Origin of the sequence: Pseudomonas sp. WS 5071, from assembly GCF_012985765.1 — a bacterium.
Lineage (GTDB): Bacteria > Pseudomonadota > Gammaproteobacteria > Pseudomonadales > Pseudomonadaceae > Aquipseudomonas > Aquipseudomonas lundensis_A.
The window spans coordinates 21189-41461 of record NZ_JAAQWY010000036.1 but is presented as its reverse complement, the minus strand read 5'-3'; the positions used below and the strand labels follow the sequence as shown (position 1 = coordinate 41461).

The window sequence follows — 20273 nt, the reverse complement described above, 5'->3', positions numbered from 1 at the left end:
CTTTTACTACAGGCAAAAGCTGCCCACGTGTTACGTCCATTTAATGACCTTCCTTGGTGAAGTGCAGATGAGCCCTGTGCCTCTAGGCAAAGGGTGGTGACGAAAGGGGTGAAATCAGAACTGCCAATTCAGGCTCAGGCCCACGCCGTGGGTCTTTTCCCGATTCGCCAATTGGCCGCTGTAATCCAGGTTGATGCGCAGGTCGCGGTTGATCGCGAGGCTGGCGTGCGCGCCGATGAGTGCGGCGTCCCGTACCAGCGGCGAACTTTCAACGGTGAAGCGCGGCCCGCCCGAGGCGAAGCGCAAATGGGTGTCGGAATCGACTGCGCTGAGGTTGTGCTGCCAGCCCAAGCTGCCCGCCAGATCCAGCGGCTGCTGCGCGATATGCACCGTTTTCAATGCCCGCAGACCTAACGTGCTAAGGACGGCGTCGCGTTGATCGCGGCTGCCTTTGAGTGCGGTGGCATCCCCTTTTTCGGTGAACCCCTCACTGTTCAGGTGGATGTACGCCAGATTGGCGAACGGTTCTAATCCCACCGCAGGCAAGTCCACGCGATAGGCCGCTTCGGTAAACACCTGCACGGTTTGCGCGTCACGTTTGGTTTTTTGTTTGGCGGTGCTGTTGTTGTACTGCACATCGCGTTTTACATCGGCACGGTGCCAGCTGTACGTTGCGCCGCCGCTCAGGCGTACGTCGCCCAGAGCATGCCCGATGTAGGCGCCAATGTGATAGCTGTCCACCGTCGCTCGCGAGTGCGTGCCTGCGCCCATGTTCAGCGAGCTGTCGCTGTAACCGCCCAGCAGGCCGAGCCGGGTTTCGTCATTTAATGCGCCGTCCACGCCTGCCACTGCCCCACCTAGTGAGGTGGTGTAATCCGCCGTGTCATGACGTGAATCGGTCTTGCCCCACGCACCCAGCGCTTTAAACCACACCTCAGGCGCGGCGTGCGACGCGTTGTAGGCGTCTGCCGGGTTGAGGCGTTCACCCACTGCCTCCCGCAAATGGCGGCTGTCGTTGATCAGCGTCGTGCCCAATGCCGGATGGATTTCCCCTGACAACTGCTGAAACGCGCTTTGAGCCACCGCGATCAACGGTGCGCTTAAGACGCTTTCATACACCGCATTGCCGGCGCCCAGTTGTTCACTGGCGGCGGCCACAGCGCGCTGGTTCGGTGTAGCGCCAACTGCGGCAAACGAGGTCGCATTGCGCTCAATGTCCATCTGCACGGCGGTGGCCGAGTAGTTGAGGTTCGCCCCGATAAACAGGAAGTTGGGCATGACACTGGCGAACTGCCCTTCAATACCGCCCGCGGCTTGCAGGATTTGATACGGGCGGCCCAACAGGCTGCGTGCTTGCGGCTGGGTGAGCAGGCCTGGGGTGTTTTCCAGCGCCAGTGTCACAGTGCCACCCTCCAGTGTGGCTTTACCGCCCGCAACAAGGCGGTCGCTTTGGGTTGGGGATAACTCAACGGCGTACGTCGAGCCGGACTTAAAGGTCACGTCACCCGCGACGCTGAGCGCGCCAATCGAGTTGCCCGGGGCCACAGTCGCGCCCGTGTTGGCGATTAAACTGCCAACGCTGCCCGATCCACCCAACGAGCCGCTGCCGTTGATGGTCACAGGCGATGTGATTGAGCCATTAACGTTGAGTCGGCCGTCATTGACGGTGGTGGCGCCACGGTACGTATTGGCGCCGGTCAGCGTGAGGCTGCCCGCCCCGGACTTGATCAGGCTGCCTTGGTATTCGCGTTGTGCGGCGGCGGCATCGCGGGCTGTGCTTATCGCGTAATCGGTTTGATCTTGCTGGCTGGCGCTGCTCGCAAGGCCTTGGGTCCAGCCCTTGTCGATCAGGGTTTGTTGCCACGCTTGATGCTCGGCCGCGTCTTCTTGCTGACGGTAGGCGAGCGCGGTATCAGTCAGGTTATTGCTCCACACGTCGTGTTGGCCGTTGGCCAATTGCACATCAAACGTCCCGAGCAACTGCCCCGGCCCTTTCATGGCCCGGTCCAGATCCGGCACGCCCCAACCTACCCGCTCATTCGGCGTCTGAGTGAGCGAGCCGTCCAGTTGGGTGGAGGTCGTCAGCAAGACGTCGAGGGCTTGTCTGTTGTTCAGGTACGGATAGCGCTCCATCACCAGCGCCAGAGCGCCCGTGGCGTGCGGTGCCGACATTGACGTCCCGGATTTCACCCCGTAGCCATCCCCCGGGATGGTGCTGTTGATCAATGCGCCGGGGGTGGCGATACACCAATACTTGGCGATGCCGCACTGGTTGTACTTTTGCTGGTTATTTTTATCCAGCCCGGAGACTGCCAGCCAATGTCCTTCAAGATCGGGTTGAAAGTACGGCAACGCCGACCGCACGCTGGCGTTGGCCACCCCGCTGTTACCGGCGCTGAATACATTAATCACTCCCCGACGCGACACATCTGCAGCGGCATCCAGCCAGGTGCTCTGGTTGTAGTGCTGTGCATAAGCTGCATGCAGGCCATCGAGGGTTTGATAGTTCACATCTTTGGGCTGGCTGCCCCAACTGTTGTTGATCGCCCGCACGCCTGCGTCCGCCAACGCGTTATAGGCGGCCTTGAAATACAGCGCATCCGGGTGGGGGCCGAATAGAAAACTGTCGTTCTGATTGGTATTGGCCACATACAGATCGGCATTGAAGGCCACACCGTGCATGCCGACACCGTCCCGAGCAGCAGCGATGGTGCCGGTGACGTGGGTGCCGTGGGAATCGTTACGCGGGTTGAGCACACCGCTGACAGCAAACGGCGTGCCGTCTGCTGACTGACCACTGGCTATCACGGGATGGAAGCGGGTAGCTTCGGGATGCCCCGGATCAAATCCCGAGTCCATGACGCCGATTTTGACCCCTGCCCCGGTAACACCCGCCGCGTACGCCGCATCGGCCGAAAGTCGCTTAAGCCCCCAGTCTTGCAAGTACTCGGCAGAGCGCCAGCTCGCCGCATCGCCCAGTGTGCCCTGTTCCTGGTACATCCCCCGGGCCGGGGTAGAAAGAATCACCAGCAGGCTGGCACATAGCATAGGCGCGGCGCTGCCACGACGAACGTCCCTGTTCATAAAAGCTCACTTCTTATCGTTATTAGAGCGCAGGCTTCTATCGCGAAGTCCCTGTTTAAGGGCGTGACTCTAGAACAGGGTGCTGGTCTCTGCCGGATTTAACCCCGAGCTGTGGGCTGTTTCGCGTTTTTGGAAGATATCCACAGCCCCAACACGGCGTCGTCCCGATCAGGGCGCCAGCAGGGTGTGCTGTTCGGCTGTGCATAACTCCAGTAAAAAATCCCACACCACGCGCAACCGCACAGATTTGTGCAACTCGCGACGGGTGCTGATCCAGTAGCTGCGTTGTACCGACTCCTGTGGCAAGACCCGCACCAGGTCAGGGTCGTGGCGGGCCATGTAGTTGGGCAGTACGGCAATGCCCAACCCCGCACGGGCCGCCTGTTGCTGAGCGATCACGCTGGTACTGCGAAACGTCACGGTCGGGGTGCGGCAGAACGTATTGAGAAACAGCAGTTCCTGGCTGAACAACAGGTCGTCGACATAACCAATCCAATAGTGATGGGTCAGGTCATCGCGATCCTTTAGCGCGGGTGCCCTCTCCAGATACAGGGGGCTGGCATAAAGTCCGAGGGTGTAATCCGTGAGTTTGCGGGTAATCAACAGGTCGGCGTTAGGCCGTTCCAGATGGATGCTGATTTCGGCCTCACGGTTAAGAATGCTGACAAAGCGCGGCACCGCCACCAGTTCCACCTCCAGACCCGGATAGCGCTCAAACAGGCCACGTAGACGCGCTGTGATAAACATGATGCCGATGCCTTCGGTGACGCCCAGACGGATCTTGCCCAGCGGCGCCATGGCCTGGGTGATTTCTTCTTGAGCCAGGAGTGCGACGTTTTCCATCGCTTCGGCGTGTTTGAGCAGCGCTTGCCCGGCCGGGGTCAGTTCGTACCCTTGCGCGTGCTGCACGAACAGCGCCGTCCCAAGATGCTGTTCGATGGTCTCAATGTGCCGCGCCACCGTGCTGTGGGTTGTGTTGAGGCGTTTGGCGGCGGTCAATAAGCGGCCGCTGCGCTGCAACTCCAGAAAATACCGCAAGTCATTCCAGTCGAACATGAGTGTCCTCGGGCGCAGCTGTCAGAGGTGTTGTGCAAAAACGCACAGGCCATGGGCGAAATCGCGCGTTTTCATCTCGAAATTAATCAATACGATGGGGCAGGACAATAAAAATAAATACAGGCGCGAGGTGCTTCATGCCATCAGCGACTCAGGTCTATGACTACATCATCGTGGGCGCAGGCCCTGCCGGTTCTGTGCTGGCCAACCGGTTGTCGGCCAACCCGGCTCACTCAGTGCTGTTGCTCGAAGCCGGTGGCCGCGACAACTACCCGTGGATTCATATTCCCGTGGGCTACCTCTATTGCATAGGTAACCCGCGCACCGACTGGTGCTTTAAAACCGAGGTGCAGGCGGGGCTGCAAGGCCGCAGCCTTAGTTATCCACGGGGCAAGGTACTGGGCGGTTGTTCGTCGATCAACGGCATGATCTACATGCGCGGGCAGGCGAGTGATTACGACCGTTGGGCCGAACAGGGCAACCCGGGCTGGGCCTGGAAAGACGTGCTGCCGCTGTTCAAACGCAGCGAAAAGCACTACGGCGGCAACGCAGATATGCACAGCAGTGACGGCGAATGGCGCGTTGAACAACAGCGTTATTCGTGGCCCATCCTCGATGCTTTCCGCGACGCTGCTGCCCAAAGCGGCATCCCGACCGTGGATGATTTCAACACCGGCGACAATCAGGGCTGCGGCTACTTTCAGGTCAATCAGCGCGCAGGCGTACGCTGGAATGCATCTAAGGCTTTTTTGCGCCCGATCCTCAAACGGCCGAACCTGACCGTGCGGACCGACGTTCAGGTCAATAAAGTGCTGTTAGACGAAGGCCGTGCTACCCATGTGCGCGCTCGCTGGCAAGGCGCTGAACAAGACTTCAAAGCACAGCGTGAAATTATTCTGTGTGCTGGCGCGATAGGGTCACCGGGGATTTTGCAGCGCTCGGGGATTGGCCCGCGCCCGTTGCTCGAAAGCCTGGGCATCAAGGTCGAGCATGAGCTACCCGGTGTCGGTGGCAACTTGCAAGATCACCTGCAACTGCGCCTGATCTTCAAACTGAGCAAGGCGCGCACCCTTAATCAGGTGGCCAATAGCCTGTGGGGCAAACTGGGCATGGGGCTGCGGTACGCCTACGATCGCAGCGGCCCGCTGGCCATGGCGCCTAGCCAGTTGGGAGCGTTTGTGAAGTCAGACCCCGCACAGCCTTCAGCGAATTTGCAGTACCACGTGCAGCCATTGTCGCTGGAGCGCTTTGGCGAACCGTTGCACACCTTCCCGGCTTTTACCGCGTCAGTGTGCAACCTGCGCCCGAAAAGCCGCGGCCGGGTGGATATCCGTTCTGCCGACCCGGACGATGCGCCGCTGATCGATCCCAACTACCTCAGTCATCCCGACGATTTAAACGTGGCGGCGGATGCCATCCGGTTGACGCGCAACATCGTCGCCAGCCCTGCTCTACAAGGCTTCAGCCCCGAGGAATATCTGCCTGGCCCTGAACTGCAAACCGAGCAACAGTTGCATGAAGCGGCCGCCCGAATCGGTACGACGATTTTCCATCCCGTCGGCACCTGCCGCATGGGGCAGGATCCGCAGGCCGTGGTGGATGCTCAATTGCGGGTGCACGGCGTCGTCGGATTAAGGGTGGCCGATGCGTCGATCATGCCCGATATCGTGTCGGGCAATACCTGTTCGCCTACGCTGATGATTGGCGAAAAAGCTGCGCAATTGATTCTTGAAACACCCGTCAATCTGGCGGAAAAAACGTTGGATACCGCTCGCGCAGTAGCAACACCGGTCGCCTGAAGGCGATCGTGGTTTCGGTCGCAGTCATCCGGAACCGACAGTGGACAACAACAATAATCACTGTGGCCCCAAGGGCCGAGGACATTGAACATGTCAGACTCCATCGCACAAACGGCCAGCGTCGCGAAAGCGCCGACAGGCCGAGAAGAACGAAAAATCATTTTTGCGTCATCCCTCGGGACGGTTTTCGAGTGGTATGACTTTTTCTTGTATGGCGCCTTGGCGACGGTCCTCAGCAAGCAGTTTTTTGCCGGGGTGAACGACACCACTGCGTTCATTTTTGCGCTGATGGCCTTTGCTGCCGGTTTCTTGGTGCGGCCGTTCGGGGCACTGGTGTTCGGCCGCTTGGGCGACATGATCGGGCGAAAATATACCTTTCTCATGACCATCGTTCTGATGGGCCTTTCTACCTTTGCCGTCGGCCTGTTACCCACCTATGCCAGCATCGGTATTGCGGCCCCGATCATGCTGGTGCTGCTGCGCATGCTTCAAGGGCTGGCGCTCGGTGGCGAATACGGCGGTGCTGCGACCTATGTGGCTGAGCACGCACCACCCGGCAATCGTGGCTTCAATACCAGCTGGATTCAATCCACCGCTACCCTGGGTCTGCTGCTGTCGCTGGTCGTGGTGTTGGGTTGTCGCTACCTGACGGGCGACGAGTTTGAAGTGTGGGGCTGGCGCCTGCCATTCCTGCTGTCGATCGTGCTGCTGTGCATTTCGACCTGGATCCGCATGAGCATGCATGAGTCGCCCGCGTTCGTGAAAATGAAGGCCGAAGGTAAAAGCAGCAAATCACCGATCCGCGAGTCCTTCGGCAAGTGGGAAAACCTCAAGATCGTGCTGATTGCGTTGTTCGGCATCAATGCCGGGCAGGCCGTCACCTTCTATACGGCGCAGTTCTACGTGCTGTTCTTCCTCACGCAGATGCTCAAGATGGACCCGGCGCAGGCCAATACGCTGCTGATTATCAGTGTGGTGATCGGCGCGCCGTTCTTCATCTTCTTTGGCTGGCTGTCGGACCGCGTAGGGCGCAAGCCGATTTTGATGATGGGGTTGTTGTTGGCAACTGTGCTGTACTTCCCGCTGTTCAAAGCGCTCAGCCACTACGCCAATCCGCAAATTGATGCGGCAAGCCGCCAGTCACCGATTGTGGTGATGGCCGACCCTTCGACCTGCACGTTCCAGTTTGACCCTGTGGGTAAGGCGCGCTTCGATAGCCCGTGCGACAAGGTTAAAACCTTTCTGGTGAAGCAGGGATTGCCGTACACCTCTGAAGCGGCGGCGCCGGGCACTGACGTGCAGGTGTCGGTAGGTGATCAGCAGATCAAGGGCTTCGACGAAGCTGCCATGCGCGCCGCCATTTCGGCAGCGGGCTACCCGGCGAAAGCTGACCCGAGTGCCGTCAACCAGCCGATGGTGGTGCTGGTGATGGTCATGCTGACGTTGATTGCGACCATGACCTACGGCCCGTTGGCAGCCGTGATGGTGGAACTGTTCCCGACCCGCATCCGCTACACCTCGATGTCGCTGCCGTACCACATCGGCAATGGCTGGTTTGGTGGCTTCTTGCCCACCGTCTCGTTCGCGCTGGTGGTGTACACCGGCGATATCTTTTACGGGCTGTGGTACCCGGTGCTGATTACCGGGGTCAGTCTGGTGGTGGGGATGCTGTGCCTCAAGGAAACTAAAGACGTGAACATCGATAAGGTTTAGGGCGCGGTGTGAACCGGCCCAGGCCACAGTAAAACGGTGTACGAAGCGCACAAAAAAACCGGCCAAAGCGCCGGTTTTTTTGTGCCTTAGAAAAACTTATGCACGTTTTTAGCTAAAAAGTCATACCGAGAAATAAGTAATTAAATCATCGAGTTACAGGCGTTTTTAGAAAGAAATCCAAAACTTGTGCACACGTTATCCACAATTTGCCTCAGCTTAGCGATGCATCTGCCGGTGCCGCCACGGGCGGGAGGGAACCCATGTCGCGCTGGGCTTGCTCGTTCCAGGCTTGAACCCGGTCATTGAGTTCGGCAATTGCCCGTGGGCCAGTGCCGTTGGCGTACATCGGTTCGCCAATGACCACTTCAATAGTGCCGGGTTTTTTCGCCCAGCCCTCTTTGGGCCAGTACTTGCCCGCGTTATGCGCAATCGGCAAGACAGGCAATTCTGCGTTGACCGCCAGCGCCGTACCGCCCCGTGAGAACTTGCCCACCGTGCCGTAGGGAACCCGCGTGCCCTCCGGGAAAATCAGCACCCAAATGTTGTCCTTGAGCAGCTCGTCGCCCTTTTTAGCAATGTGTTTGAGTGCCGCCTTCGGGTTTTCACGGTCGATGGCGATGGGGCGCAGCATGGCCATGGCCCAACCAAAGAACGGCACATACAACAGCTCCCGTTTGAGCACCTGGCTCAGCGGTTGAAAGTAAGCCGAGAGAAAAAACGTCTCCCAGGTACTTTGGTGGTTGGCCAGAATCACGCACGGGCGCTGCGGGACATTTTCTGCGCCCTTGACCTCAACGTGAATGTTCAGGAACACCCGTGTCAGCCACAGTGCACAGCGGCACCAGTACACGTTGATAAAACGATAACGCGCACGGAACGGCAGAAAGGGGGCGACAAAAAAACTCAGCGAGCACCACAGCAGCGAGCTGGTGCCCAACAGCAGGTAAAAGAAAAAAGTTCTGATGGCCTGCAGGATCGACATAGAGGCTTTTACCGTTGCGGATAACGCATTTGTGAACAGACCTGGGCAACGGACGTCAGCCGGTGTTCAAAAATGCCTTATGTGTGGATAAGTTCTGCGGCAACTGCCGCCAGATCGTCAAAAATCAGGGTAGTAGCCGGCAGATTTTTTTCGAACGTTTTTTCGCCTTTTCCGGTTTTTACCAAAACAGGCTGTGAACCGACGGCTTCTGCAGCTTGCAAGTCACCCAAACTGTCGCCCACAAACCAACATTCATGTAAATCAACGCCGTAATGCTCGGCAATCGTGCGCAACATGCCGGGTTTTGGCTTGCGACAGGCACAACCCTCATCGGGCCCATGCGGGCAAAAAACAATCAAGCCAACTTCGCCGCCCTGCTCCGCCACTAGCGCCCGGAGACGGGCGTGCATGGCGTTCAGGGTGGCGAGGTCGTAGTAACCGCGTGCAATGCCGGACTGGTTGGTGGCGATGGACACCGTCCAGCCGGCCTTGCTCAACTGCGCGATAGCCTCGATCGCGCCGGGGAGCGGGATCCACTCCTCGACAGACTTGATGTAAGCGTCGGAGTCGTAATTGATCACGCCGTCCCGATCGAGAATCACCAGTTTCAACAGCAGCCCCTTAGCCCAGCAGCGAGATGTCGGCAACGCCGAGGAACAGACCGCGTAGGCGCGCCAGCAATGCGTAGCGGTTAGCCCGCACATTGGCGTCGTCGGCGTTGATCATCACGGCTTCGAAGAATGCATCCACCGGCTCGCGCAGAGCGGCCAGACGGGTCAACGCTTCGTTGTACTGACGGGCGGCAGCCATCGGCTGTACCGCTTCATCGGCCTTTTGAATGGCCGAGTACAGCGAGAACTCGCTGGCGTTGTCGAAGAACTTGGCTTCAACGTGGGTCGACACCTTGCCGTCCACTTTGCTCAACAGGTTCGAAACGCGCTTGTTCACGGCAGCCAGTGCTGCGGCTTCCGGCAATTGACGGAACGCCTGAACGGCTTGCACGCGCTGATCGAAGTCCAGCGCCGAGGTCGGTTGCAGGGCACGTACCGAGAGGTAAGTTGCCACGTCCACGCCTTCGTCTTCATAGCGCGCACGCAGGCGGTCGAAGATGAACTCCAGCACTTGATCCGCCAGCCCCGCCGACTTGATCTTGGCGCCGAACGCTGTAACCGCGAAATTCACGGCTTCAGTCAGGTCGAGGTCGAGCTTTTTCTCGATCAGGATGCGCAAGATTCCCAGCGCAGCACGGCGCAAGGCATACGGGTCTTTGCTGCCGGTTGGCAACATGCCAATACCGAAGATGCCGACCAGGGTGTCGAGCTTGTCAGCGATGGCCACTGCTGCACCGGTCAGGGTGCCCGGCAGTTCAGCGCCTGCGCCACGTGGCATGTACTGCTCGTTGAGCGCCAGTGCAACGTCTTCCGGCTCGCCGTCATTGAGGGCGTAGTAATAACCGGCAATGCCTTGCATTTCCGGGAACTCGCCAACCATTTCAGTGGCCAGGTCGCACTTGGACAACAAGCCTGCACGAGCAGCACGCTGGGCGTCGCCGCCAATGCGCGGCGCGATGAATGCGGCCAATTTGGACACGCGCTCGGCTTTGTCGAACACGCTGCCCAATTGCGCCTGGAACACCACGTTTTGCAGGCGCAGGTTGAAGTCTTCGAGCGTCTGCTTCTTGTCTTGCTTGAAGAAGAACTCGGCGTCCGTCAGGCGTGGGCGCACGACTTTCTCGTTACCCGAGATGATCTGCTGCGGGTCTTTGCTCTCAATATTGGCCACGGTGATAAAGCGCGGCAGCAACTTGCCATCCACGTCCAGCAGGCAGAAATACTTCTGGTTGTCCTGCATGGTGGTAATCAGCGCTTCTTGCGGTACATCAAGGAAGCGTTCTTCGAACGAGCACACCAGCGGCACAGGCCATTCGACCAGCGCAGTCACTTCGTCGAGCAGGCTTGGCGGCACGATGGCGGTGCCTTCCTGCAGCGTCGCCAACTCGGCCACGCGTTTGGCAATCAGCTCACGGCGCTCGTTGAAGTCCGCCAGTACGTAGGCTTTGCGCAGGTCCTCAAGGTAGTTGGCGGGCGAGGTGATACGCACGCTTTCAGGGTGGTGGAAGCGGTGACCACGGGAGTCGCGACCGGCTTTCTGCGCAAGGATCGTGCAGTCGACCACTTCATCGCCCAGCAGCATGACCAGCCACTGGGTCGGACGTACGAATTCTTCCTTGCGCGCGCCCCAGCGCATGCGCTTTGGAATCGGCAAGTCATTCAATGAATCTTCAACGATGGTCGGCAGCAGGCTGGCGGTCGGCTTGCCTACAATCACCTGGCTGAAACGCAGTTTCGGACCGCTTTGATCGATTTCGCTCAGTTCAACGCCGCATTTTTTGGCAAAACCCAAGGCTGCCTGAGTCGGGTTGCCTTCAGCATCGAATGCGGCCTGACGTGGCGGGCCGTCGATGTTGATGCTGCGGTCCGGCTGCTGAGTGTCGAGCTGCGTCAACAGCACGGCCAGACGACGCGGCGCCGCGTAGACTTTTTTCGCAGAGAAGTTCAGGCCAGCGTTTTGCAGGCCCTTTTCAATCCCGGCGAGAAAGGCTTCGGCCAGTGTGTTGAGGGCTTTTGGTGGCAGTTCTTCAGTGCCCAGTTCAACCAGAAAATCTTGAGCACTCATTGTGCAGCCTCCAACTTAGCCAACACTTCATCACGCAAATCAGGGGGTGCCATCGGGAAGCCCAACTTGGCGCGAGCTTCGAGGTACGCCTGAGCCACCGAACGCGCCAGGGTACGCACACGCAGGATGTACTGCTGACGAGCCGTCACGGAAATGGCCCGGCGCGCATCCAGCAAGTTGAAGGTGTGCGACGCCTTGAGCACCATTTCGTAGCTTGGCAACGGCAGCGGCTGGTCGAGTTCGATCAGGCGCTTGGCTTCGCTTTCGTAGAAATCGAACAGTTCAAACAGTTTGTCGACGTTGGCGTGTTCGAAGTTGTAAGTCGACTGCTCGACTTCGTTCTGGTGGAACACGTCGCCGTAGGTCACTTTGCCGAACGGGCCGTCAGTCCAGACCAGGTCGTAGACGGAATCCACGCCTTGCAGGTACATCGCCAGTCGCTCAAGACCGTAGGTGATTTCGCCGGTTACCGGGTAGCACTCAATACCGCCTACTTGCTGGAAGTAGGTGAACTGGGTGACTTCCATGCCGTTGAGCCAGATTTCCCAGCCCAGACCCCAGGCGCCCAGTGTTGGCGATTCCCAGTTGTCTTCAACGAAACGGATGTCGTGCACCAGCGGGTCGAGGCCGATGTGTTTCAGCGAGCCCAGGTACAGCTCCTGGAAATTAGGCGGGTTTGGCTTCAATACCACCTGGAACTGGTAGTAGTGCTGCAAACGGTTCGGGTTTTCGCCGTAGCGGCCGTCAGTCGGACGACGACTGGGCTGCACATAAGCGGCGTTCCACGTTTCTGGGCCCAGGGAGCGCAAAAAAGTGGCGGTATGGAATGTGCCGGCGCCCACTTCCATATCGTAGGGCTGAAGCACCACACAACCTTGCTCGGCCCAGTATTGCTGGAGGGCGAGGATCAAGTCTTGGAAGGTACGCACTGCTGGCGTAGGCTGGCTCACAAATTCACCTGTTTCTTGGGCTGCGATTTAAAGAGCGGGAGTATACCCGATTCGGTCGCGCCTCCACCTCTTGGAGCCTTTATGGCACGTTGTTTCTGGTGTTCGGATGACCCTCTGTACATGGCCTATCACGATCTTGAGTGGGGCGTGCCGTTGCGCGATGCGCACGGGTTGTTCGAGTTGTTATTGCTCGAAGGGTTCCAGGCGGGCCTGTCATGGATCACGGTTCTGAAGAAACGCGAGCACTATCGCAAGGTCATGTTCGGCTTTGATGCCGAGCGCCTGGCGGTCATGAGCGACGCCGAAATAGAGAGGTTGCTGCAAGATCCGGGGATCATTCGCAACCGCCTGAAAGTGGCGGGTGCCCGGCGCAATGCCCAGGCCTGGCTGGCGTTGGACAACCCGGTGGCGTTCTTGTGGTCGTTTGTGGGAGGGACGCCCAAGATCAATCACTTCACCGAACGGCATGAGTTTCCGGCGGTTACGCCCGAGGCCGAAGCCATGAGCAAAGGCTTGAAAAAAGCCGGGTTCACGTTCGTCGGCCCGACCATTTGCTACGCCTTCATGCAAGCCAGTGGCATGGTCATGGACCACGCCACCACCTGCTACCGCTACGCGGAGCTGGCAAACGGCGGTTAGAATGCTGGCCACTCTTGAACCCCGTGGTCGCAGCCGCTTGCCTCGGCCGCGACTACAAACGCTGTTTTTTGTATTGAATGGGAACCCCCCTGTGGAAAAGTTTAAAGGTGCCTTGTTGGTCGGGGCGTTGCGCGTGTTTGCCATGCTCCCGTGGGGTGCAGTGCAGCGTGTGGGCTCGGCCATCGGCTGGCTGATGTGGAAACTGCCCAACCGTTCGCGGGAAGTGGTGCGGATCAACCTCGCGAAATGCTTCCCGGAAATGGACCCGGTTGCCCGTGAGCAACTGGTGGGCCAAAGCCTTAAGGACATCGGCAAAAGCCTGACGGAAAGCGCCTGCGCGTGGATCTGGCCTGCCCAGCGTTCCATCGACCTGGTGCGTGAAGTTGAAGGGCTGGACGTGCTCAAGGACGCTCTGGCCTCCGGCAAGGGTGTGGTCGGGATCACGAGCCACCTGGGTAACTGGGAAGTGCTCAATCACTTCTATTGCAGCCAGTGCAAGCCGATCATTTTCTACCGCCCGCCCAAGCTCAAGGCCGTGGACGAACTGCTGCGCAAACAGCGCGTGCAATTGGGCAACCGCGTGGCGGCGTCGACCAAAGAAGGCATCCTGAGTGTCATCAAAGAAGTGCGCAAAGGCGGTCAGGTCGGCATCCCGGCAGACCCGGAGCCCGCGGAATCGGCGGGTATCTTCGTACCGTTCCTCGGCACCATGGCCCTGACCAGCAAGTTTGTGCCCAACATGCTGGCGGGCGGCAAAGCCGTGGGGGTGTTCCTGCACGCCTTGCGCCTGCCTGACGGCTCGGGCTTCAAAGTGATTCTTGAGGCGGCGCCTGAAGCCATGTACAGCACCGACACAGAAACGTCGTGCAAAGCGATGAGCCAAGTGGTGGAGAAATATGTGCGGGCTTACCCGAGCCAGTACATGTGGAGCATGAAACGCTTCAAAAAGCGTCCGCCGGGCGAAGCGCGCTGGTACTGAAGCGCCCTCCCATAGACCTTGTAGTTGCTGGCGCAGGTTACGGCAGTGACTACTTGTCGAGCTTCTTCAAAAACACGGTCATTTCTTTTTCGGCCTGTTTGTCGCCGTGGGCCTGCGCTGCCGCAAGCCCCTGCTCCCACGCCGAGCGCGCCGCATCCCGATCCCCTGCCGCCACGTACGCTTTGCCCAACAACTTCCACGCAGCGGAATACTTGGGGTCGAATGTCACGCAGCGTTGCAGATGCTCTGCCGCCTTGAGGTTATCCCCAAGGTCGAGATAACCCTTGCCCAGTCCAAAACGCAGCAATGCGTTATCCACACCCTTGGCCAGCATCTTTTCGAGTGAATCCAACATCCGTCTGGCTCCTTAGAAAAAGCTCAGTCCTACGTGGAACAGCTTCTCGACGTCGCGAATATGCTTTTTATCCACAAGGAACAAAATCACGTGGTCACCCGCATTGATGACGGTGGCGTCGTGTGCAATCAGCACTTCTTCATCACGAATGATCGCGCCAATGGTGGTGCCCGGTGGCAAGTGGATCTCACCGATGCGCCGTCCGATGACCTTGCTCGACTTCGAGTCACCGTGGGCGATGGCTTCGATGGCCTCGGCCGCACCGCGCCGCAGAGAGTGCACGCTGACGATATCGCCGCGGCGCACGTGGGCCAGCAAGGTGCCGATGGTGGCCAATTGAGGGCTGATTGCGATGTCGATTTCGCCGCCCTGAATCAGGTCCACATACGCGGGGTTGTTGATGATGGTCATGACCTTCTTGGCCCCCAGACGCTTGGCCAGCAGCGACGACATGATGTTGGCTTCGTCATCGTTGGTCAGTGCCAGGAACAGGTCGGCGTCGGCGATGTTTTCCTCGAGCATCAGGTCGCGGTCCGAGGCGCTGCCTTGCAGCACCACCGTGCTGTCGAGCGTGTCCGACAGATAGCGGCAGCGTGCAGCGCTCATTTCGATGATCTTGACCTGATAACGGCTTTCAATGGCCTCGGCCAGCCGCTCACCGATCTGTCCACCACCGGCAATCACGATGCGCTTGTAGCTCTCGTCCAGGCGGCGCATTTCGCTCATCACAGCGCGAATGTTGGCGCGGGCTGCGATGAAAAAGACTTCGTCGTCTGCCTCGATCACGGTATCGCCACGGGGGGTAATCGGACGATCACGTCGGAAAATAGCCGCCACGCGTGTATCCACGTTCGGCATATGTTCGCGCAATTGGCGCAATTGCTGACCAATCAGCGGGCCGCCGTAGTACGCCTTCACCGCCACCAGTTGTGCTTTGCCTTCAGCAAAGTCGATCACTTGCAAGGCGCCGGGGTGTTCGATCAGGCGTTTGATGTAATTGGTCACGACCTGCTCGGGGCTGATTAGCACATCGACCGGAATCGCGTCGTTGTCGAACAGCTCTTCACCGCGGCTCAGGTAGGCCGATTCGCGCACCCGGGCAATTTTGGTCGGGGTGTGGAACAGCGAGTACGCCACCTGGCAGGCGACCATGTTGGTCTCGTCGCTGTTGGTCACCGCCACCAGCATGTCGGCATCGTCGGCGCCTGCCTGACGCAGCACATTGGGCAACGAGGCGCGGCCCTGAATGGTGCGGATGTCGAGGCGGTCACCGAGGTCGCGCAGGCGTTCGCCGTCGGTATCGACCACTGTGATGTCGTTGGCTTCACTGGCCAGATGCTCTGCCAGGGTGCCGCCGACCTGGCCTGCGCCGAGGATGATGATTTTCATGCCGTCATTTCCTGTTCTCGATTAGCCGCGAGCAGCTGCGATCTTGATCAATTTGGCGTAGTAGAAGCCATCATGCCCGCCTTCCTGGGCCAGTAACTGGCGCCCGTGCGGTTGCTTGAGGCCGAAATCCCCGGCGATGTCCAGCTCACGCGCACCCGGTGTGCGGGCAAGGAACGCTTCAATCACCTCGGTGTTCTCGGTCGGCAGCGTCGAGCACGTGGCGTAGAGCAGAATGCCTCCGACGTCGAGCGTCGGCCACATTGCGTCCAGCAACTCGCCTTGCAGGGCCGCGAGGGCGGCGATGTCGTCTGGTTGGCGTGTCAGCTTGATGTCCGGGTGACGTCGGATCACGCCCGTCGCGGAGCAAGGCGCATCCAGCAAAATGCGCTGGAAGGGCTTGCCGTCCCACCACGTGGCGGTGTCGCGGCCGTCAGCAGCGATCAATTCGGCACTCAAGCCCAGGCGCTCAAGGTTCTCGCGCACACGCACCAGACGCTTGGCTTCCAGATCCACAGCCACAACCCCTGCCAGCGTGGGTTCAACTTCAAGGATGTGACAGGTTTTGCCACCCGGTGCGCAGCAGGCGTCGAGCACGCGCTGGCCGGGGGCCAGATCGAGCAAGTCGGCAGCCAGTTGCGCGGCTTCGTCCTGCACGCTGATCCAGCCTTCGGCGAAGCCTGGCAGGTTCCGCACGTCACAGGCTTCAGCCAGCACGATGCCGTCCTGACTGAATACACACGGCGTCGCCTCGACACCGGCGTCCGCCAGCAATTGCAGGTAGGCATCACGTCGATGATGGCGACGATTAACCCGCAGAATCATAGGGGGATGCGCGTTATTGGCTGCGCAAATGGCTTCCCATTGCTCAGGCCAGAATGCTTTCAGGGATTTTTGCAACCAGCGCGGGTGCGCCGTGCGCACCACCGGATCGTGTTCCAGCTCGGCCAACAATGCCTCGCTTTCGCGCTGGGCGTTACGCAACACGGCGTTCAGCAGGCCTTTGGCCCACGGTTTTTTCAGCTTGTCGGCGCAACCCACGGTTTCACCGATGGCGGCGTGCGCGGGAATGCGGGTGTAGAGCAGTTGATACAGGCCGACAAGTAGCAAAGCCTCGACGTCGGCGTCTGCTGCTTTGAACGGCTTTTGCAACAGCTTGTTGGCCAGCGCGGACAGGCGTGGCTGCCAGCGTGCCGTGCCGAATGCGAGGTCTTGGGTCAGGCCGCGGTCGCGGACTTCGACTTTATCCAGTTGTAACGGCAATGAGCTGTTGAGCGAGGCTTTGCCGTTCAGAACAGCAGTCAGTGCCTTGGCGGCGGCCAGACGCGGGTTCATTGGGCTTTTTCCGTTTCACCGAGGGTGGTGCCGATAGCGAATTTCTCACGGCGGCTGTTGAAAAAGTCGCTGAAGTTCAGCGCTTTGCCACCGGGTAATTGCAGGCGTGTCAGGCGCAACGCGCCCTTCCCGCAGCTCACCAGAAGGCCTTCTTTGGATGCGCCTAAAATGGTTCCCGGTGCTTGCTCATGCTTCAGGTAAGGCACATTTGCTGCAAGCACCTTCATGGTTTCGCCATTCAACGTGGTGTGGCAAATCGGCCATGGGTTGAACGCGCGAATCTGTCGCTCAAGCTCACTTGCCGGACGATTCCAGTCGATGCGTGCTTCGTCTTTGTTCAGCTTGTGGGCGTAGGTCGCGAGGCTGTCATCCTGCACCTCGCCAACCAACGTGCCGGCGGCCAGGCCGGCAATGGCTTCGATCACCGCAGGCGGGCCCAGCTCGGCCAGACGATCATGCAGGCTGCCGCCGGTGTCTTCACGCGTGATAGGGGTAACGGCCGTTAGCAGCATGGGGCCGGTGTCTAGACCCGCCTCCATGTGCATTACGGTCACGCCGCTTTTGCTGTCGCCCGCTTCAATGGCCCGCTGGATCGGCGCCGCACCGCGCCAGCGTGGCAGCAGCGAGGCGTGACTGTTGATACAGCCCAGACGTGGAATATCCAGCACGGCTTGCGGCAGGATCAGGCCATAGGCCACTACGACCATCAAGTCCGGCTTGAGCGCAGCCAGTTCAGCCTGGGCTTCAGGCGCACGCAAAGTGGGCGGCTGCATGACAGCAATAGAGTGTTCCTGCGCGAGTTGCTTGACCGGGCTTGGCATCAGCTTTTGCCCGCGCCCGGCCGGACGGTCCGGTTGGGTGTAAACCGCAACAATCTCGTAAGGGCTGTCGAGCAGTGCCTTGAGGTGTTCAGCGGCGAATTCTGGGGTGCCAGCAAAGACGATGCGCAGTGGCTCAGTCATGGATTACTCACTTGGAATGGGGGAATGCGCGGGAATAATCCCGGGAACTACCGGTATCCGCTGCCGTGCCAGCCCCCGGCGGCGGGGGCTTCAGGCATACCGGTGTTGCCTCGGAACACAGCCGCCTCGCGCGGGATCTCAGGCGCGTGCGTGGGCGGCAGCCGCAGGGCCGGTCAAGCGTTCTGGCGGTGCAGTTTTTCCAGCTTCTTCTTGATCCGGTCACGCTTGAGATTAGACAGGTAATCGACGAACAGCTTGCCGTTGAGGTGATCGCACTCGTGCTGGATGCACACGGCCAGCAAACCCTCGGCAATCATTTCGAACGGTTTGCCATCACGGTCCAGCGCGTTGATTTTGACGCGTTGCGGGCGATCTACGTTTTCATAGAAACCCGGCACTGACAGGCAACCTTCCTGGTACTGGTCCATCTCGTCAGTCAGGGTTTCGAACGCCGGGTTGATGAAGACCATCGGTGCGCTGCGGTCTTCGCTCAGGTCCATGACCACGATGCGCTTGTGGACGTTGACCTGGGTCGCTGCCAGGCCGATGCCGGGCGCTTCGTACATGGTTTCAAACATGTCGTCGATCAACTGACGCACTTCGTCGTCCACAACCTCCACGGGCTTGGCGATGGTGCGTAGTCGCGAGTCTGGGAATTCGAGGATGTTCAAGATGGCCATAGGCGTAATTGCTGCACTGTATGAAAGATTAATAACGGTTGTCAGGTGGGTCCTGAGGACTCGGGCAACCTGTGCAAAACGTCTCTTTCAGAGAGAACCCGCTCGGGCTCAGGCGTTTCACGCGAGCGCACATAATAAAGGGATTCACCCGCGGATGAAACGACTAGCTGCCGGGCTGCAGGGTACGTACGCCTTGCGGTCTGGCGCTTGTAGCACTTTGAAACCGACCGGTGAGGGCTCGTTTGTCAGCGGATATGACACCCGTGGCCTGGTTTTACAGCTGCCTTCTGGTCCTGAAACTCAGGCCCCGCCTGCGTTGATTGTGAGTCGGATGCTTGCAGGGCCTGAGGTGTATTGCCCACTTCTCATGGGATTCTGCCAAGTGGCCTTTTGCCTCTTCGGTGTCTGGCTGAATCGTTCTACTAAGGTGGGGGATGCGCCCTGTATTTCAAGGGTATCGACACACCCCGCCACCCCGGTGGGTGAATTTCCCGAACAACTTGTTAACAGAGTTATCCACAGGTTGTTGACTTCGTAACGCTGCTGAAACAGATCAAGGATGATCCTATGTCGCTGTCTGAATGTTCGCGTATTTCCCCGGCCGAGCTGGAAGCGCGTTTGCGCCTGCATCGCTTGCCCGAAGTAGGACCTCGTCGTTTTTACACCCTGTTCAATGCCTTTGGCTCAGCCAGCTCGGCGCTGAGTGCGCCTGCCAGTGCGTGGCGGGCGTTGGGCTTGCCGTCGGTCTGCGCACAAGCCCGGCGCAGTGTTGAGGTGCGCGACGGCGCAAGCGCTGCATTGCGCTGGCTTGAGGGCTGCAACCAGCACGTGCTGCTCCACGACCAGCCCGATTACCCGGCGTTACTGGCTGAACTCAGCGACGCGCCGCCCCTGTTGTTCGTGGCAGGTGAGCCGTCGATTTTGGAAAAACCCCAGTTGGCAATGGTCGGCAGCCGACGCGCTTCGCGGCCGGGACTGGACACCGCCAGCGCGTTTTCGCGCGCCTTGGCAGGCGCCGGATTTGTCATTACCAGTGGTCTGGCGCTGGGGATTGATGGCGCCGCACATCAAGCCGCGCTGGACATCGGCGGTCAGACGGTGGGGGTGCTCGGCACCGGGTTGCAAAAACTTTATCCACAGCGCCATCGTGCTCTGGCCGACGCCATGATTGCGAGCGGCAGTGCCGTTGTTTCAGAGTTCCCGCTGGACGCCGGGCCGCACGCCAGCAACTTCCCGCGGCGCAATCGCATTATCAGCGGTCTATCCCTGGGCGTATTGGTCGTTGAAGCCAGTGTGGCCAGTGGCTCGCTGATTACTGCGCGTCTTGCCGCCGAGCAGGGACGAGAGGTGTACGCCATGCCCGGTTCCATCCACCATCCTGGCGCACGGGGCTGTCATCAATTGATCCGCGACGGGGCTACGCTGGTGGAAACCGTCGAGCACATTCTGGAAGGGTTACGCGGCTGGCGCTCAATGGCGGTGCCAACCGGTGAATTGTTTACGCCAAGTTGTCATCCGCTTGTGCAATTGTTGCAGGCTTCGCCTTACACCAGCGAAGGACTGGCCAGTGCCAGCGGCTGGGCGTTGCCTGCACTGCTCGCCGCCCTGACCGAACTGGAGCTTGAAGGCCGCGTCGTCCTGGAGGGTGGACGTTGGTTTGCTCGCGCCAGCTAAGTA

The 20273-nt window shown here is 59.5% G+C and carries 16 protein-coding genes; 5 read left to right on the top strand and 11 right to left on the bottom strand.

What is annotated here, in order from left to right; genetic code table 11:
• Nucleotides 1-114: 114 nt before the first annotated feature.
• Nucleotides 115-3048: an autotransporter serine peptidase EprS gene (gene eprS, locus HBN61_RS19610; RefSeq protein ID WP_524539084.1), complete on the bottom strand. Its 2934-nt coding sequence runs from the start codon at nucleotides 3046-3048 to the stop codon at nucleotides 115-117.
• Between the two features lie 204 nt (nucleotides 3049-3252).
• On the bottom strand, nucleotides 3253-4140 hold the full coding sequence (locus HBN61_RS19605) for a LysR family transcriptional regulator (RefSeq protein ID WP_170047673.1): 888 nt from the start codon (nucleotides 4138-4140) through the stop codon (nucleotides 3253-3255).
• A gap of 137 nt (nucleotides 4141-4277) precedes the next feature.
• Here HBN61_RS19605 and HBN61_RS19600 point away from each other — a divergent pair, with 137 nt between their 5' ends.
• Together HBN61_RS19600 and HBN61_RS19595 are read left to right on the top strand one after the other, a co-directional pair.
• Entirely contained in the window at nucleotides 4278-5939 is a 1662-nt protein-coding gene (locus tag HBN61_RS19600) for a GMC family oxidoreductase (protein WP_094994944.1), read from the top strand.
• Between the two features lie 90 nt (nucleotides 5940-6029).
• Nucleotides 6030-7652 carry an MFS transporter gene (locus HBN61_RS19595; RefSeq protein WP_170047671.1) on the top strand — a complete coding sequence of 541 codons (1623 nt, stop codon included), beginning with the start codon at nucleotides 6030-6032 and terminating at the stop codon, nucleotides 7650-7652.
• Between the two features lie 211 nt (nucleotides 7653-7863).
• Here the strand turns inward: HBN61_RS19595 and HBN61_RS19590 are convergent, their stop codons facing one another.
• The 4 genes from HBN61_RS19590 to glyQ all read right to left on the bottom strand — a co-directional run bounded on the left by HBN61_RS19590 (nucleotide 7864) and on the right by glyQ (nucleotide 12260).
• Nucleotides 7864-8634, bottom strand: coding sequence for a lysophospholipid acyltransferase family protein (locus HBN61_RS19590; protein WP_169962458.1), 771 nt, complete (start codon nucleotides 8632-8634; stop codon nucleotides 7864-7866).
• Between the two features lie 77 nt (nucleotides 8635-8711).
• Complete coding sequence (gene gmhB, locus HBN61_RS19585; protein ID WP_094994941.1) at nucleotides 8712-9245, bottom strand: D-glycero-beta-D-manno-heptose 1,7-bisphosphate 7-phosphatase; 534 nt, start codon at nucleotides 9243-9245, stop codon at nucleotides 8712-8714.
• 10 nt (nucleotides 9246-9255) lie between these two features.
• The gene (gene glyS / locus HBN61_RS19580) at nucleotides 9256-11310 is read right to left on the bottom strand and encodes a glycine--tRNA ligase subunit beta (RefSeq protein WP_094994940.1); all 2055 of its coding nucleotides are present in this window, start codon (nucleotides 11308-11310) and stop codon (nucleotides 9256-9258) included.
• Nucleotides 11307-12260: a glycine--tRNA ligase subunit alpha gene (glyQ, locus tag HBN61_RS19575; protein ID WP_003437964.1), complete on the bottom strand. Its 954-nt coding sequence runs from the start codon at nucleotides 12258-12260 to the stop codon at nucleotides 11307-11309. Before glyQ ends, glyS begins: the two co-directional genes overlap by 4 nt.
• A gap of 81 nt (nucleotides 12261-12341) precedes the next feature.
• Here glyQ and HBN61_RS19570 point away from each other — a divergent pair, with 81 nt between their 5' ends.
• Together HBN61_RS19570 and HBN61_RS19565 are read left to right on the top strand one after the other, a co-directional pair.
• Nucleotides 12342-12899 (top strand): DNA-3-methyladenine glycosylase I, encoded by a 558-nt coding sequence (locus tag HBN61_RS19570; protein WP_094994939.1) that lies wholly within the window; start codon nucleotides 12342-12344, stop codon nucleotides 12897-12899.
• A gap of 91 nt (nucleotides 12900-12990) precedes the next feature.
• On the top strand, nucleotides 12991-13878 hold the full coding sequence (locus HBN61_RS19565) for a lysophospholipid acyltransferase (protein WP_094994938.1): 888 nt from the start codon (nucleotides 12991-12993) through the stop codon (nucleotides 13876-13878).
• Between the two features lie 49 nt (nucleotides 13879-13927).
• Here the strand turns inward: HBN61_RS19565 and HBN61_RS19560 are convergent, their stop codons facing one another.
• From HBN61_RS19560 to def, 5 genes are all read right to left on the bottom strand, one after another.
• A complete protein-coding gene (locus HBN61_RS19560) occupies nucleotides 13928-14233 on the bottom strand; it encodes a tetratricopeptide repeat protein (RefSeq protein ID WP_094994937.1) in 306 nt (101 codons plus the stop codon).
• 12 nt (nucleotides 14234-14245) lie between these two features.
• The gene (gene trkA, locus HBN61_RS19555; protein WP_047278959.1) at nucleotides 14246-15622 is read right to left on the bottom strand and encodes a Trk system potassium transporter TrkA; all 1377 of its coding nucleotides are present in this window, start codon (nucleotides 15620-15622) and stop codon (nucleotides 14246-14248) included.
• A 21-nt stretch (nucleotides 15623-15643) separates the two neighbouring features.
• Nucleotides 15644-16954 carry a 16S rRNA (cytosine(967)-C(5))-methyltransferase RsmB gene (gene rsmB, locus HBN61_RS19550; protein WP_094994936.1) on the bottom strand — a complete coding sequence of 437 codons (1311 nt, stop codon included), beginning with the start codon at nucleotides 16952-16954 and terminating at the stop codon, nucleotides 15644-15646.
• Complete coding sequence (fmt, locus tag HBN61_RS19545) at nucleotides 16951-17916, bottom strand: methionyl-tRNA formyltransferase (RefSeq protein ID WP_170047669.1); 966 nt, start codon at nucleotides 17914-17916, stop codon at nucleotides 16951-16953. The genes rsmB and fmt overlap by 4 nt, the downstream gene beginning before the upstream one ends.
• Before the next feature lie 173 nt (nucleotides 17917-18089).
• A complete protein-coding gene (gene def, locus HBN61_RS19540) occupies nucleotides 18090-18596 on the bottom strand; it encodes a peptide deformylase (RefSeq protein ID WP_094994934.1) in 507 nt (168 codons plus the stop codon).
• A gap of 567 nt (nucleotides 18597-19163) precedes the next feature.
• Between def and dprA the strand changes: the two genes are divergently transcribed.
• Complete coding sequence (dprA, locus tag HBN61_RS19535) at nucleotides 19164-20270, top strand: DNA-processing protein DprA (RefSeq protein ID WP_170047667.1); 1107 nt, start codon at nucleotides 19164-19166, stop codon at nucleotides 20268-20270.
• The last annotated feature ends 3 nt before the right edge of the window (nucleotides 20271-20273 follow it).

Bases quoted from the DNA above. Each gene is read 5' to 3' on its own strand.
- eprS (WP_524539084.1), bottom strand. From the start codon at position 3,048: ATGCTATGTGCCAGCCTGCTGGTGATTCTTTCTACCCCGGCCCGGGGG.
- HBN61_RS19605 (WP_170047673.1), bottom strand. From the start codon at position 4,140: ATGTTCGACTGGAATGACTTGCGGTATTTTCTGGAGTTGCAGCGCAGC.
- HBN61_RS19600 (WP_094994944.1), top strand. From the start codon at position 4,278: ATGCCATCAGCGACTCAGGTCTATGACTACATCATCGTGGGCGCAGGC.
- HBN61_RS19595 (WP_170047671.1), top strand. From the start codon at position 6,030: ATGTCAGACTCCATCGCACAAACGGCCAGCGTCGCGAAAGCGCCGACA.
- HBN61_RS19590 (WP_169962458.1), bottom strand. From the start codon at position 8,634: ATGTCGATCCTGCAGGCCATCAGAACTTTTTTCTTTTACCTGCTGTTG.
- glyS (WP_094994940.1), bottom strand. From the start codon at position 11,310: ATGAGTGCTCAAGATTTTCTGGTTGAACTGGGCACTGAAGAACTGCCA.
- HBN61_RS19570 (WP_094994939.1), top strand. From the start codon at position 12,342: ATGGCACGTTGTTTCTGGTGTTCGGATGACCCTCTGTACATGGCCTAT.
- HBN61_RS19560 (WP_094994937.1), bottom strand. From the start codon at position 14,233: ATGTTGGATTCACTCGAAAAGATGCTGGCCAAGGGTGTGGATAACGCA.
- trkA (WP_047278959.1), bottom strand. From the start codon at position 15,622: ATGAAAATCATCATCCTCGGCGCAGGCCAGGTCGGCGGCACCCTGGCA.
- rsmB (WP_094994936.1), bottom strand. From the start codon at position 16,954: ATGAACCCGCGTCTGGCCGCCGCCAAGGCACTGACTGCTGTTCTGAAC.
- fmt (WP_170047669.1), bottom strand. From the start codon at position 17,916: ATGACTGAGCCACTGCGCATCGTCTTTGCTGGCACCCCAGAATTCGCC.
- def (WP_094994934.1), bottom strand. From the start codon at position 18,596: ATGGCCATCTTGAACATCCTCGAATTCCCAGACTCGCGACTACGCACC.
- dprA (WP_170047667.1), top strand. From the start codon at position 19,164: ATGTCGCTGTCTGAATGTTCGCGTATTTCCCCGGCCGAGCTGGAAGCG.